The sequence below is a fragment of the Apilactobacillus sp. genome, from assembly GCF_025290035.1.
GTDB lineage: Bacteria > Bacillota > Bacilli > Lactobacillales > Lactobacillaceae > Apilactobacillus.
In genome coordinates, this window is record NZ_JAMBKT010000010.1 from 1 (window position 1) to 14,892 (window position 14,892).

18 protein-coding genes are annotated in these 14,892 nt (G+C 33.2%); 2 read left to right on the forward strand and 16 right to left on the reverse strand.

Annotated features, from left to right (window positions below; all coding sequences use genetic code 11):
• Window positions 1-108 precede the first annotated feature (108 nt).
• Both M3005_RS03760 and M3005_RS03765 read left to right on the forward strand, forming a co-directional pair.
• Entirely contained in the window at window positions 109-1,362 is a 1,254-nt protein-coding gene (locus M3005_RS03760) for a replication-associated recombination protein A (RefSeq protein ID WP_293793877.1), read from the forward strand.
• A 313-nt stretch (window positions 1,363-1,675) separates the two neighbouring features.
• On the forward strand, window positions 1,676-2,137 hold the full coding sequence (locus tag M3005_RS03765; RefSeq protein ID WP_053949846.1) for a universal stress protein: 462 nt from the start codon (window positions 1,676-1,678) through the stop codon (window positions 2,135-2,137).
• A 39-nt stretch (window positions 2,138-2,176) separates the two neighbouring features.
• Here M3005_RS03765 and M3005_RS03770 read toward each other — a convergent pair whose 3' ends face one another.
• From M3005_RS03770 to M3005_RS03840, 16 genes are all read right to left on the reverse strand, one after another.
• Window positions 2,177-2,998, reverse strand: coding sequence for a helix-turn-helix domain-containing protein (locus tag M3005_RS03770; protein ID WP_293793810.1), 822 nt, complete (start codon window positions 2,996-2,998; stop codon window positions 2,177-2,179).
• Window positions 2,999-3,031: 33 nt separating this feature from the next.
• Window positions 3,032-3,577: a DNA-3-methyladenine glycosylase I gene (locus tag M3005_RS03775; RefSeq protein WP_293793811.1), complete on the reverse strand. Its 546-nt coding sequence runs from the start codon at window positions 3,575-3,577 to the stop codon at window positions 3,032-3,034.
• 179 nt (window positions 3,578-3,756) lie between these two features.
• Window positions 3,757-4,854, reverse strand: a complete 1,098-nt coding sequence (locus M3005_RS03780) for a D-alanine--D-alanine ligase family protein (RefSeq protein ID WP_293793812.1) — start codon at window positions 4,852-4,854, stop codon at window positions 3,757-3,759.
• 74 nt (window positions 4,855-4,928) lie between these two features.
• Window positions 4,929-5,699 carry a hypothetical protein gene (locus M3005_RS03785; RefSeq protein ID WP_293793814.1) on the reverse strand — a complete coding sequence of 257 codons (771 nt, stop codon included), beginning with the start codon at window positions 5,697-5,699 and terminating at the stop codon, window positions 4,929-4,931.
• Window positions 5,699-6,565: an ATP-binding cassette domain-containing protein gene (locus M3005_RS03790; RefSeq protein ID WP_293793816.1), complete on the reverse strand. Its 867-nt coding sequence runs from the start codon at window positions 6,563-6,565 to the stop codon at window positions 5,699-5,701. Before M3005_RS03790 ends, M3005_RS03785 begins: the two co-directional genes overlap by 1 nt.
• The gene (locus tag M3005_RS03795) at window positions 6,546-6,929 is read right to left on the reverse strand and encodes a GntR family transcriptional regulator (protein WP_293793818.1); all 384 of its coding nucleotides are present in this window, start codon (window positions 6,927-6,929) and stop codon (window positions 6,546-6,548) included. Before M3005_RS03795 ends, M3005_RS03790 begins: the two co-directional genes overlap by 20 nt.
• A gap of 101 nt (window positions 6,930-7,030) precedes the next feature.
• A complete protein-coding gene (locus tag M3005_RS03800) occupies window positions 7,031-7,855 on the reverse strand; it encodes a MetQ/NlpA family ABC transporter substrate-binding protein (protein WP_293793820.1) in 825 nt (274 codons plus the stop codon).
• A 12-nt stretch (window positions 7,856-7,867) separates the two neighbouring features.
• On the reverse strand, window positions 7,868-8,503 hold the full coding sequence (locus M3005_RS03805) for a methionine ABC transporter permease (protein WP_435370522.1): 636 nt from the start codon (window positions 8,501-8,503) through the stop codon (window positions 7,868-7,870).
• A 49-nt stretch (window positions 8,504-8,552) separates the two neighbouring features.
• Window positions 8,553-9,587, reverse strand: coding sequence for a methionine ABC transporter ATP-binding protein (locus M3005_RS03810; protein ID WP_293793823.1), 1,035 nt, complete (start codon window positions 9,585-9,587; stop codon window positions 8,553-8,555).
• A gap of 330 nt (window positions 9,588-9,917) precedes the next feature.
• Window positions 9,918-11,120, reverse strand: a complete 1,203-nt coding sequence (locus M3005_RS03815; RefSeq protein WP_293793824.1) for an FtsW/RodA/SpoVE family cell cycle protein — start codon at window positions 11,118-11,120, stop codon at window positions 9,918-9,920.
• A gap of 21 nt (window positions 11,121-11,141) precedes the next feature.
• A complete protein-coding gene (locus M3005_RS03820) occupies window positions 11,142-11,366 on the reverse strand; it encodes a DUF2969 family protein (RefSeq protein ID WP_293793827.1) in 225 nt (74 codons plus the stop codon).
• Between the two features lie 45 nt (window positions 11,367-11,411).
• Window positions 11,412-11,687, reverse strand: a complete 276-nt coding sequence (yidD, locus tag M3005_RS03825) for a membrane protein insertion efficiency factor YidD (protein ID WP_293793829.1) — start codon at window positions 11,685-11,687, stop codon at window positions 11,412-11,414.
• Between the two features lie 18 nt (window positions 11,688-11,705).
• Window positions 11,706-12,707 (reverse strand): rod shape-determining protein, encoded by a 1,002-nt coding sequence (mreB, locus tag M3005_RS03830; protein ID WP_293793831.1) that lies wholly within the window; start codon window positions 12,705-12,707, stop codon window positions 11,706-11,708.
• A gap of 63 nt (window positions 12,708-12,770) precedes the next feature.
• Entirely contained in the window at window positions 12,771-14,078 is a 1,308-nt protein-coding gene (gene murA, locus M3005_RS03835) for a UDP-N-acetylglucosamine 1-carboxyvinyltransferase (RefSeq protein WP_293793832.1), read from the reverse strand.
• A 30-nt stretch (window positions 14,079-14,108) separates the two neighbouring features.
• Window positions 14,109-14,324 (reverse strand): DUF1146 domain-containing protein, encoded by a 216-nt coding sequence (locus M3005_RS06035; RefSeq protein WP_053949832.1) that lies wholly within the window; start codon window positions 14,322-14,324, stop codon window positions 14,109-14,111.
• 132 nt (window positions 14,325-14,456) lie between these two features.
• Window positions 14,457-14,882, reverse strand: coding sequence for a F0F1 ATP synthase subunit epsilon (locus M3005_RS03840; protein ID WP_053949831.1), 426 nt, complete (start codon window positions 14,880-14,882; stop codon window positions 14,457-14,459).
• Between the last annotated feature and the right edge of the window lie 10 nt (window positions 14,883-14,892).

The following is a 14,892-nucleotide window of genomic DNA, read 5'->3' on the forward strand; positions in this document are numbered from 1 at the left end:
AATACAGATACTAAAAAAGAAGATAATACAGAAAATAACTCAGTATTATCTAAATTAAAAAAATTATTCAAATAAGGGCGTGATAATTTGCAACCTCTCGCATATCGTATGAGGCCTAAGAAAATTGAAGATATCGTTGGACAACAAGACCTAGTAGGCCCTGGAAAGATTATTAATCGCATGGTTAAAGCGAAAATATTATCTTCTATGATTTTATACGGACCTCCTGGTACCGGTAAAACTAGTATTGCAAGTGCTATTGCTGGATCAACTAAATATGCATTTAGACAATTAAATGCTGCTACCGATACCAAGAAAGACCTACAAATTGTTGCTGAAGAAGCAAAGATGTCTGGAACAGTTGTCCTATTGCTTGATGAAATTCATCGACTAGATAAAACTAAGCAAGACTTCTTACTTCCCCTTTTAGAAAGTGGAAACATCATTTTAATTGGTGCAACAACTGAAAATCCATACATCAATATTAATCCGGCCATCAGAAGTCGTACGCAAATATTTGAAGTACATCCACTTAAACAAGATGACATCCAAACAGCTATTCAAAGATCATTATCTGATAAAGAAAACGGTTTGGGTAATATGAATATTGCAATCGATGACAATGCAATTAGCTTTTTATCCACCAGTACCAACGGTGATTTAAGAAGTGCCCTAAACGCACTTGAATTAGCTGCTAATTCTACAGAACCTGATAAAGACGGTTTGATTCAATTGAAATTAGAAGATGTTGAATCTTGTTTACAAAGAAAAGCACTAACTCAAGATAAAGATGGCGATGCTCATTACGATGTTGTTTCAGCATTCCAAAAATCAATTCGTGGATCTGATGTAAATGCCGCTCTACACTATGCTGGAAGATTAATTGAATCAGGTGATTTAAATTCAATTAGTCGTCGGTTAATGGTGATTGCATATGAAGATATCGGATTGGCCAACCCAGCCGCTTGCTCCAGAACCGTTTCTGCAATTGAAGCTGCTAATAAGGTCGGATTTCCTGAAGCACGCATCCCTCTTGCAAATGCGATTATAGAACTTTGTTTATCACCTAAATCTAACTCTGCAATGAAAGCCATCGATGCGGCTATTAGTCGAATTAGAACCGGTAACTATGGAGAAATTCCTAATCACCTAAAAGATAGCCACTACTCTGGTGCTAAAAAACTAGGTCATGGCGTTGATTATAAATATGCTCATAATTACCCTAATGATTGGGTTAAACAACAGTACCTACCCGATAAAATTAAATCTGATAGCTACTACGAACCAAAGACCAACGGAAAAATTGAGGCTAGTTTTAAACAACAATATGAAAAATTAATTCACGCTCAACGTGATAAATAGGAGTAAACAATGTTAATAAAAGTTCTTTTAATTTTAGCTACCATTATCCTATTCGTTATTGGTACCTATTTAATAAAACATACAGATAAACCCTTCATGCTTTTACATCCAGAAAGCAATTCTGCTTTATCCAAGATAGTTAAATTTTTTGGAATTGTATATCTAATTCTTGCTTTATTTGCTGCAGTAGCAGTTTTCGTTACCACTTTGATTTTTGTTACTATCATCATGGTAATAAGTTGTATAATGATATTGGTAATGGAACTATTATTAGTTACTTTCATTACAAAAAAATAGTTTGAGGTGGCAGAATATGTTAAAAGATTACAATCAAATTATGATTCCAATCGATGGTTCAAAAAATTCTAAACTGGCTTTTGAAAAAGCTTTGGAAGTCGCTAAACATAACGAAGCTGACTTACACATCGTTCACGTAATCGATACTCGATCATTCACTAACCTTGCTAACTTTGACTCATCAATGCTTGATGACGTAACAGCTAGGGTCAAAAACTCCTTAGAAAAATATTTGCAAAAAGCTAAGGACAGCGGATTAACTAATGTTGATTACACTATTGAATACGGTGCACCTAAATCAATCATCTCAAGAGATCTTGTTGATCGTTTTGATACTGATTTAATTATTATTGGTGCTAACGGTCAAAGTGCAGCTGAAAGACTACTAATCGGTTCAGTTGCTTCTTACGTAACCAGAGTTGCTGAATGTGACGTACTAATTGTAAAATCAGACCTAGAAAATAAAGTACAAAAATAAAAAAAGATTCCATCACTGGAATCCATTTGAGACATTGGTTTAATTCCGGTGTCTCTTTTTTTTACTGTCTAGATATTGATTCATCATGTTCTGTTCAAATTCATCTTCATTCTCTATGAAACCATCCCTCAAAAGCATGTCCATTAATTCTCTAAAACTAGGCATTCCATTATAATTTTTATAACTATAATAATATAATTCAACATATTTTATTCTAAACAGTTGTTTATATATCGCCATATTATTTTTAACTATACAAAATCCCATCATTTGAGACCACAGTAACATACAATACTTGAAATTTTTATCTTTAAAGTCTTGTTCATAATAGTAAACTATTATGTCCATCATGGTAATAAAGCTTTTATTAAAGAGACTAAGTCGACAGTACCCAATTGATAGTATGGTTAAAAGAAACATTATATCTAAATTAACTTCTTGGTTTGATTCTAAGAATTTTTCATATGCTGTATCTAAGTCTTTAGTTGATTCTTCTATATATGATAATTTCCACTTTTTGATTCCGTTTAAGATATTAAAACGGATAACTTTTTCATCACTATCTAAATAAGGCTTATATTTATCAAGCGAATCAATTGATGTAGATGTTTCGAATACTTCTTCTATAATATCAACATTCATAATATCATTATCTTCATTTTCAATAATGACGTCACGTATGCTTAAATCTAAAGCTACACAGATTTCTTCCACAATTGATTCATCAATTTCATGATTATAGCAATTTTTTTCAATTTGACAGATAATTGGCTGACTGCAGTTCACTAACTTAGCTAAATCATCTTGAGTTAATTTTAATTCTTTTCTTTTTTCTTTAATCAAACTTCCATTAAATTCCATCTAAATTCTCCTCTCCTAAAGAGTAATCACCTATTAATCTTCAATTAATTGATCATGTCTAAAACAAGATAGTTCATGATCATTTATAACACCAACAGACTGTAAATAAGAATACATCGTAGTAAGGCCTACTCTTTTAAAGCCCTTATTTTTGAATGTTTTAACATATTCATTAACAAAATTGGGTGCACCAATCTTATCTCCATTATTTAATCCATCCATAGTTTTAAAATCAAATGGATGCCATGTTAATTCACAAAGGTCATTTTCAAGGCAACATTTAGCATTTTTAATAGTTGCTTCAATTTTAGCTCGATTCCTAATAATAGCGGGATTTTGTAATAATCGAATTATGTCTTCTTCAGTAAACTCACTAATTAATCTAATATCAAAGGAACAGAAAGCTTCTTTAAAAGCATTACGCTTATTTAAAACGGTTTGCCATGATAATCCGGCTTGAAATATTTCTAAAGTTAAACTCTCAAACAACTCGCTTATATCGTATTTTTTAACTCCCCATTCGTTATCGTGATAAATCAACATATTTGTATTCTCATTTGCCCATTTACATCTATTCATATTAAAACTCCTTTCATTAACTATTCGATATTACATACGTAAAATGCCCTTCATTACCTACTAGAATATTACATAATTAAAAAAAACAAAGCTGAGGGGGCACTCTTAAGAAATTCTTAACATTTTTATTTAAAAAAAGACGATAGCCTTTATATTAGGCTATCGTCCTTTTTTTAATATTAAGATAATGGTTTGAAATCGTGAATAATATTATTTCTACGATCAAATTCTTTGTATGCTAGATCAATTAATCTATCAATTAGTTCAGTGTAACTAATACCTGAAGCTTCCCATAATTGTGGGTATAGACTAATGTTAGTAAAACCAGGTAAAGTGTTAACTTCTCCTAGGTATGGAACACCTTCCTTAGATACTAAGAAGTCGATACGAGCAAGACCTTTTAGACCTAATGCTTTGTATCCACGTAGAGCTAAGTCAGTAATTTCATCTGATAATGATTGTGGAATATCCACAGGAATATCAAATTGAACTTGACTAGCATCAACGAATTTATTGTCGTAAGTATAAAATTTATCTTCCTTAGGAACTCTAATGGCACCAACTTGTGATGCAATTGGTTTTTCATTTCCTAAAATAGAAATTTCTAGTTCTTCTGGGCCATTAATCGCTTGTTCAGCTAGAATCTTGTAGTCATATCTGAATGCGTCTTTTAGACCTTCTTCAAATTCTTGTTCGTTAGTAACCTTGTGAATACCAACTGAAGAACCCTGGTTAGCAGGCTTCAAGAAGATAACATCACCAAATTCGGCTTGTAACTTAGCATAACTAAATTCATCCTTGTTATCAGGAGTAATTAAGTAATAGTTAGTGTTTCTAACACCAGCTAAATTTAGCATTTTCTTAGTAATATCTTTATCAAATCCCATAGCAGATTCTAAGATACCACTACCTACATAAGGCTTGTGCATTAAACGTAGTAAACCTTGAATAGTTCCATCTTCACCTAAATTACCGTGAACGATTGGGAAGAATACGTCGATATTCTTAGTCTTTGAAAGGTTCTTAATAGGTGCTAATGGATCTGAGAAATCTAAATCCTTAACAACTTCTTCAACGACTTGGTCTTCAGGTTCACCATCAAAGACACGATGAGATGATTCGTCATCTAAGATAATTCCTGTCTTTGTGATTAAAAACAAACTAATATCATACTTATCTTTGTCCATTGCATCATAAATGTTATGAGCTGAACGTTTTGAAACATCATGTTCTGATGAATCTCCACCAAAAAGTAAAGCTAAATGAGTCTTTTTCATCTTTTTATACCGTCCTATCAATAATACTTGGAAACTACATTATAACATGTTTTTATTATTTACAGGATTCTTTTTTATCTTTTTACTTGAACTAATTTAGTAAACAATAGATTTAAAGCCGCTGCTATTACCATCATAATTAGCATTGAAATGATTATATTAATTGGGTTGCTAAATGGATGAAGCTTTTGGTCTTCATATAAACCAAAAATAAGGTTTAAAAAGACCTCAGTATGAATTTTACCCAAGAAATGGGTAAATGAAGTAACAACACTGTATTTGGCTAAAATTGATCCCACGAAAAAGTACATTGCTGCTAAAATTAAGTAAAAACAAATTTTACCATAACGATTAAATAAGGAAGCAAATGTTCCAAAACAATTAACGCATACCATCAATAATAACAAGGCTATATAATCAGTAATAAACATAAAAATAACGTCGATAAAGTAATTGTGGAAGAATCCAAAGTACGTACTAGTATACGCTAGAGAGTACATTCCATTCATTTTCATGATGATTAATACAAATACCAAGTTAATTAGGTTTACCACTAAACTAGCTTTAGCCATAAACATTAGCTTAGCCTTCCAGAAATCTTTTCGATCAATTCCATGTTGAATCGCTAATTTAAAACGGTTATGGTTCATGCTTACGCATAACAAAGCAAAGAAATCAAAAATATATGGAATTGAAACAAATTGGTTTTTGAAATCGTTTAATCTCATCTTCTGTTCACTTTCAAGGACAGAGAATAATAATAAGACAAGTGAGACGATTAACGCATATTGCAGAAATGGTAAAAATTCTTTCACATACATTTTAACTAGTTCTTTAGTTCTCATTATTTACCCTCCTTTTCCATGACGTATATTAGTAATTTTTGTAATTTCATTTTTTCAATATCGACTGATTCTGGTTTTTCTCTATTTGGAAGTTCATCCATAAAATGAACTGTCTTATATCTTCCTAATTGATCAGAATCTAATACATCGATCCCTTCGATGTATTTATCCACATATTCACTAGGACCAGAAATACTGTATGATTTTTCTGAAATATCATCAATAGAACTATCCATCTTAATTTCACCATCTTGTAATAAAATGAAATGATTAATGATTTGATCAATTTCTTCAATGATATGAGTTGATAATACAAAAGTTCTTGGATTTTCACTGTAAGTTTCAATTAAGCTAGTGTAAAAAACTTCCCTATTACGGGCATCTAAACCAAGTGTTGGTTCATCCATAAAAATAAACTTACATGGAACACACAATGAAATAATAATTTTGACAATTGATTTGTACCCTGTTGATAGTTTATGAAACTTTTGACTTTCATCTAATCTGAACTTTTTAATTAATTGATTCTGTAATTCAATATCGTAGTCTACATATAATTTACTAACAAAGTCGAAAATTTGCTTGACCTTATCATTCTTGTTATACATATTGTCTTGACTCATGTAATAGATATTTTGTAATGCCTTAGAATTATCATGAACAGGTTCACCATCGTATAATACTTCGCCAGCAGTAACAAAATTATAATCTGCAATCAAGCTCATTAATGTTGATTTCCCAGCTCCATTTTCACCAAATAATCCATAAATTTGATTTTCTTCAAACGTAATATTGATGTCAGTAAATAGAGGTTCTTTTGAAAACTTAAATTGCTTTTTTAAATGTTTAGTTTCTATTTTGCTCATTATCGTACCCTCTCTTTACAAGCGTTAGTATATCGTCTTCTGATAATTGTAATTTTTTAGATTCGTTAATTAAGTTTAAAATATAGTCACTATAGAAATGCTCTTGTCGCTTCTTAATGATGGCTTCTTGAGCTCCGTTAGAAACAAAGGTCCCTCTTCCACGACGCTTTTCCAATAGATTATTATCAACTAACATATTCATCCCTTTTAAAACTGTTGCAGGATTAATCTTAAATTGTTTTGATATTTCGGTCGTTGAGGGAATTTGCGTTCCTTCTTGGAAAGCTCCCGTGAAAATCGCATCTTCTAATTGAGTTGCAACTTGAATGAAAATTGGTTCCGGACTGTTGAAATCAAATTGCATATTTTCACCACCTTGCTTTAGGTTAATTACTTATGTAACTAACTATACTTGTAATTATAAAAAATGTCAATAAAAAAAGGCGTTTAAAAAACGCCTTTTCATTAGTAATCCATTGCTGGTAACACTGAACCTTTATAATGTTTTTTAATCCATTCTTGAGTGGATTTTGATTGTAATACTTTTACTAGCTCTTTAATATCTTTACGGTTTTGATCACCGTTTCTAACGGCAACAATATTAAAGTATGGTGAATTCTTTTCTGGTTTTTGTAGCGCAATTGCTTGCTTATCAGGTTGTAATCCACCTTGAACAGCGTAGTTAGAATTAATTGCAACCGCATCCCCTTCACCATTGTTATAAATCAAAGGCATAATCTTTGGTTCATAACCAGTTTGGAAGACCAAGTGTTTAGGATTAGAAGCGATATCACTGAAGTTAGCTTGAGTAATATTAACACCCTTCTTAACCTTAATTAATCCGTTTTGTTGGAATAATTGAAGAATACGACCATAGTCAGGTGTATTACTACTTACTAGAATATGTGCGCCATCTTTCAAATCAGATAGTTTCTTGTACTTCTTTGAGTAGATACCAATTGGTTCCAAATGAACGGCACCAACGTTTACTAAATGACCATCATATTCCTTATTCCATTGATCTAAAAATGCAGGAGTTTGGAAGTAATTGGCATCTAATTGCTTACCAACTAATGCACGGTTAGGTAAAACATAATCTTGGAAAGTTACGATATCTAACTTAATTCCTTTTTTTCTTAATTCTGGTTCGATATGTCTCAAAATTTCCGCATGTGGAATATTTGAAGCACCGATTCTAATAGTATTTTTAGCCTTATAGTTACCAGGTCCTAATAATAATAGAATGATGAACAATACTACAATACCACCAAAGGATAATACTTTTTTCATTTTAAATCCTCCTTATAGTGTTCGTTTATCAATTCTTTTAACTAGTAAGTCTCCAACAGTTTGAACTATTAATACGATAATTAAAATAATGACAGTTGCTACTAAAGTAACTGTGTTGTTATTTGATTGGAAACCATCTAAGTATGCTAGGTAACCTAAACCACCAGAACCAATTGCTCCAGCCATAGCAGTGTATGAAATCAATGAAATAGCTGTAACTGTTGCACCCGCAATTAAAGCAGGTGTACTTTCAGGTAATAACACTTTAAAGATAACATCCCAGTTAGTTCCACCCATTGATTTAACAGCTTCAATTACTCCACTATCAACTTCTCTGAAGTCAGCTTCAACCATTCTTGCATAGAATGGTGCAGCAGAAATAACTAGTGAAGGAATCGCAGCTTTTGGACCAATGATAGTACCAACGATGTCCTTAGTAAATGGTAATAATAATACGATTAAAATAATAAATGGAATTGATCTGAAAATATTAACTAATAGTGACACAATCCAGTTAACTAATTTCCAACCGAAACCAGATTTATTTCTACTTTCGAATAATAATAATCCCAAAATAATTCCTAATACAGCAACAATAATCATTGATAATGCTGTCATCCAAACTGTTTCCCATGTTGCTTGTCTCATTGCATCCCAATTAACGTTGTTAAATTGGAAGTATGATTGAATTCCTTGATTAGCCACGGTTAATCACCTCTGCTTCCACGTTTAATGATTTCAAGTATTCAACTGCTTTATTTTGATCTTCAGCAGTACCTAAAAGTTGAAGAACTAGTGATCCAATTGAACCACCTTGGGTTTGATGAATACTTCCTTCAACGATGTTTAATTCTAATGAATCGAATTCTCTAATTAGTTGAGAAACCACTGGTTTTTGAGATTGAGTTCCCTTAAACAATAGCTTAATTACCATTCCATTTGGATAGTTCTTAATAATTTCATCAACAGTCATACTTAGATCTTTAGCATTAGGAGCACCGTCTTCATTAACGAAACGTTTAGTGATAGCTTGTTGTGGATTTTGGAAAATGTCATATACATTTCCAGTTTCAACAACTTGACCTTCTTGCATAACAGCAACTTTTTGAGCCACTTTTCTAATTGCATGCATTTCATGAGTAATTAGAAGAATAGTTAAGTTTAGCTTTTGGTTGATTTCTAATAATAAATCAAGAATTTCATCAGTAGTTTGTGGATCCAAAGCACTAGTTGCTTCATCAGAAATTAAAATTTCTGGGTTGTTAGCAAGTGCTCTAGCAATTCCAACTCTTTGCTTTTGACCACCTGATAATTCTGATGGGTAATCATTTTCACGTCCTTGTAAACCAACTAGTTCAATTAACTTAGTTGCTTTTTCACGACGATCATTTTTACTTACTCCAGCAATTTCTAATGGTAGTTCAACGTTTTCTAAAATGGTTCTAGACCATAATAAGTTGAAGTGTTGGAAAATCATTCCAACCTTCTTACGTTGTTCACGTAATTCTTTATTGCTTAACTTAGCAATATCCTTACCATTAATTTCAATTGACCCAGAGGTTGGTGCTTCCAAACCATCTAGCATTCTAACTAATGTACTCTTACCAGCACCTGAGTATCCGATAATTCCGTAAATTTCCCCATCGTTAACTTCTAAGTTAACATCCTTTACGGCGGTTAATATACTCTTGTCCAGCTTGTACTTCTTATAAACATTCTTGAATCTAATCAAAGTATTTTCCTCGCTTTCAAATAAAAAAAGCCCTTCTCCTACTGAATTAACAGTAAAGGACGAAGAGCTTCGTGTTACCACCTTTTATTCGTCACTGCCTCACGACAGTAACCTCATAAGTAATTTATACTTAAACACTATAATGCGTGTAAACCATTGTCGGCTTATGATCACTCACCGACAGATTAAGCATAAGACCATATTCAACAGTCATCAACAGCCCCCTCTCAGCTACCGGAGCTCTCTGTCATATTGATTAACTATTTACTCATCTTATAATCAAATTTTAATAAAGTATACAATTAAATCTTGCACATGTCAATTAATATGCTATGAAAAATCACGACTTGCACTAAACATGTATCCGTAATTATGGAATTGCATTGACATGATTAATCCAATCCCAATCATATTTCCAATCAGCGCAGAACCACCTTGGCTTACAAATGGAAGTGGAATCCCTGTTAGTGGTAATAATCCAATACTCATTCCAATATTTTCGAAAACATGGAATAAAATCATCATGATAATTCCAGTTGAAATATATGCATAGTAAATATTTTTAGTTTCAAAAGTAACTTTAATCATTCTATAAATCAATGTGAAGTAAATTCCGATTAAGACGACTCCACCGATGAAACCAAAGTTTTCACCGATAACTGAGAAAATCATATCAGACTCACGAACTGGCACGTATACATGAGATACGTTAAATCCAGTTCCACTAAATCCTCCAGAACCAACGGCCTTAATACTCTGCCACAATTGATAACCAGAACCAGCTAGGTTTTCTGGATTAGATGGATCCAACCAATCATTAACACGGTCAAATTGGTAAGATTGAAATCCTAACGCTTCTAGAATTTTTCTACCACCATCAGTAATAACAAGGATTAAAGCAGTTCCTCCAATTGCTGAAAATGCTAGTACTCCTGGAACAATAATTTGCCAAGTGATCCCAGATACGATTACTAATCCTCCTAGCATCGCTAAGAACACCAACATTGTTCCAAAATCATTTTCTAACTTCAATAGCACACAAATTGGTAATGTCCATAAGATCATCTTACCCAATAACAGTGCATCCGTTTTTAGAGTGTGCATAGCATAATTACGATTATGTTCAACAATGACCCTAGCCAGCATTACAACAAACGCTGGCTTCATAATTTCGGCTGGTTGAAAAGTTAGTGGACCAAATTGGAACCAACTTTTTGCACCAGTTTGATCAAAATAGTATCTACTATACAGCACTAATAGTGAAGCTAATAGTGCAAGTGCACCCCAGTAAATAATAGGTGCCACCTTCCACAACTGTTCTGAATCAAATTGCATGATTATAATTATTATCACTGTCCCAATAGTATACCAAACTAATTGTGTAACCATTTGTTTAACAATTGTTCCAGCATAAGAATCATGGTTAACAGCGACAAAAATTGCGCCTATTCCAATCAATGCTAAAAGTCCAACACATATTATAATTGTCCAGTCTAATCGAGAAGAATTGCTATCATTATCACTTGTAAACATTGCAATCACCTCTATAATGAATTATCCCTTGTGCAGGTTGTATTGACTAATTAATAATTCAATTCCTTCATCTAAAGATTTTACTTTAAAAACATTGTCATCGTCAAAGACTGCTTCAAATTTTTCATCTTCAATTACGCGAAGATAACCTGCTTCTTGTTTTCCAACGAAAAGAACTTCTCTTTCTTCACCGTTAACATTCTTGGTTTCTAAACTAACTTCAATATTTTTCTTTGATTTTGACATTTTTTCCTCCTAAAAAATAAAAGTAGCCGAATCATAATTGATCGACTACTTTAAATTCATAGAACGTCTATATTCTTTAGACGCCCTCTTATTTCTAAAAATAGTAAAATGATCAGAAACGGGATCGTATCCACCTTTTATAAATGGGTGACATCTTAGTATCCTAGCACATCCCATGATAAAACCCAAGAACGCACCATGTTTTCTGATAGCATCGATCATATAAGTAGAACAAGTGGGATAATACCGACACGATGCGGGAAATAGTGGAGATATCACTTTTTTGTATCCCTTCACCATCTTAATCATCAATTTACGCATTAACTATCACTTCTTATATTAATCTTTACTCTTATCGTCATTTTTATTGATATGTTCTAACAATGCACCGGCACCCTTAGCAACATTGTCCAATGGACTTTCAGAGATTAATACAGGTACTGTTAATTCTTTTGAAATTGCGTGGTCGATTCCCTTAAGTAAGGCTCCACCACCAGTAAGCATAATACCTCTATCAACGATATCAGAAGCTAATTCTGGTGGAACAACTTCTAAAACATCTTTAGCGGCATCGATAATTTGTTTAACAGCGTCTGATAAAGCTTCTTGGACTTCTTTACTATTTAAAGTAATTGATCTTGGCATACCACCAATAACGTCACGTCCACGAACTTCCATTTCTTTAATTTCAGTTTCTTCTGGATCTGCTGTACCAATAGTCATCTTAATCTTTTCGGCTGTATGTTCACCGATAATCAAGCTGTGATTATCTTTAATGTAAGCAACGATATCAGTGTTCATAACATCCCCAGCAATACGGATTGATTTACTTGCAACGATGTCACCTAATGATAGAACTGCGATATCAGAAGTACCACCACCCATATCGATAACCATGTTTCCGCGTGGTTGGAAAATGTTCATTCCTGCACCAATAGCGGCAACTTTAGGTTCTTCTTCAATGTAAACCTTACCACCACCAGATTTTTCAGCAGCTTGAATGATCGCTTTTCTTTCAATGTTAGTAATGTTAGTTGGTGCACAAATCATAGTCTTTGGTTTTGACATGAAACCTTTAACACTTAATTTGTTGATAAAGTAAGTAAGCATCTTTTCAGTAACATCAAAGTCTGAAATAACTCCATCTTTTAGTGGTCTAATTGCACGAATGTTACTTGGAGTTCTTCCAACCATTCGATAAGCTTCGGAACCAACAGCTAGAAGTTTGTTAGTCTTAATATCAATTGCTACAACTGAAGGTTCATTTAGAACAATTCCCTTCCCTGTAACATAGATTAAAACATTAGCTGTTCCTAAATCGATACCGATGTCTTTTGCCATTTTTTTCGTCCTCCCGAGTTAACTCATATCTCAATTATTATATCATAATCAGTATTTAATAAATTATTTTTGTGATGTCTTGTTGATAGTGATTTCTTCGTTATCCTTCATGTTAACTCTCTTAATGTCAGCACCAAGTGATGCTAACTTAACATGAAAGTCGTAATATCCTCTATCCAAATATTTAAGATTTCTCACAATAGTAATTCCATCTGCAACAAGTCCGGCTAGAACTAATGCAGCTGCTGCTCTCAAATCAGTAGCTGCTACTTCTGCCCCACTAAATTCAGTTGGACCACTTAAAACAACGCTTCTACCATTAATTCTAAATTTAGCATTCATTCTTGCTAATTCATCCAAATGCATGAAACGATTTTCAAATACTGTTTCTGTTAACATGCTACTACCTTGAGCAGCAAGTTGTAAAACAGTCATTTGAGGTTGCATATCAGTTGGGAAACCAGGATATGGTAATGTTTTAACATCAACTGGTGTTAGTTCATCTGGTCCGATTACTCTGATACCATCTTCTTCTTGCTTAACAGTAACACCCATTTCTTCCAACTTAGCAATCAATGGTTGATTATATGATGCCTCTGCATCTTCAATCAAAACATTTCCTCTTGTTAAGGCAGCGGCAACCATAAAGGTACCAGCTTCAATACGGTCTTGTAAAACACAGTGGTCTACACCATGAAGATTAGTTACACCCTTAACTTTAATTTTGCTGGTCCCTGCACCAATCACACTGGCACCCATTTCATTTAACATGTTTGCAAGATCAACAATTTCAGGTTCTTGTGCAACGTTTTCAATAACAGTTTGGCCTTCCGCTAAGGTAGCGGCCATCATGATATTTTGAGTTGCACCAACACTTGGAAAGTCCATGTAAATGTTAGCTCCCTTTAGTCCGTCTTCAGCAAATGCTTCAACGTATCCATCGTGTTGTTTGATTGTAGCACCAAGTGCTTCAAATCCTTTTAAGTGAATATCAATTGGTCTAGAACCAATCGCACATCCACCAGGTAAAGCTACTTTGGCATGACCTAGTCTGGCCAAAAGTGGTCCCATCACAACAATAGAAGCTCTCATTTTAGAAACATATTCTAATGGCGCTTCGTATGAGAGTTGTTTGGTTGCATCCAAATTCATTTTATTGTTTTCTGTATCAAATTCTACATCCATGTTTAAGAAACGTAGAACTTCTTCCATTGTATATACGTCTGATAATAATGGTACATTGCTTAATTCTGTTCTACCTTCACTAGCCAAAATAGTTGAGGCCATAATTGGTAGGACTGCATTCTTTGCACCTTCAATGTGGACGTTACCGGAAAGGCGTTTGCCTCCCTTAACGACTATTTTATCCACTGGTAACCCTCCAGTAATTTTATATTTTAATTAGTGATTTATAGTTATATTCAAAACCCAAATAAAGAAAGAACCAACAATGTATCCAATCGTAATCGAAAGTAATAAAATTAAAACTCGATATTGATTTAAATGCATTTTAAATTGTCTTTCCAAATGGATATCTATTAAACTCCAAAAAGCTAATCCAATAAAAAATAATTGAATTGCTAATTCTAATAAAGAATTAATATTTAAAAACTCCATAATATCTCCATTCTTTATAGCAACTATACCATAAATTTATTGTTTTGTCTTTCTAATAATTGTTAACTATTTATTAATTTCTTTTTTATTTATGTATTAAAAAAGGCCTGCATAAAAATGCAGACCTCTTTCTTAATGTTTTGCAACATGAATACGGTTAATAGCTCTTCGTAAAGCAACTTGATTTCTCAAGATTTCTTGATTATCGTGTTTTTGTCTTGCTTCTTCAAGTGCCTTCTTAGCACGTTCACGAGCAGCAGTCGCACGATCAACATCAATATCAGCTTGTTTTTCAGCGCTATCAGCAATAACAGTTAAGATATTGTTGGAGAATTCAACAAAACCACCGTTAACGGCAATTTCGTCAACTTCGTCTGAACCGGAATTTACTTTTACTTCGTCAACTTCCAATGAAGCTATTACGGGAACATGATTAGGCATAATTCCTAATTGACCTGTCTTAGTTCTTACGATTACTAAGCGCGCATCTTCACGTTCATATACCTTACCATCAGGAGTAACGATACTAACGGTTAATACTGAGTTGTTATCAGCCAATTAGAACCCT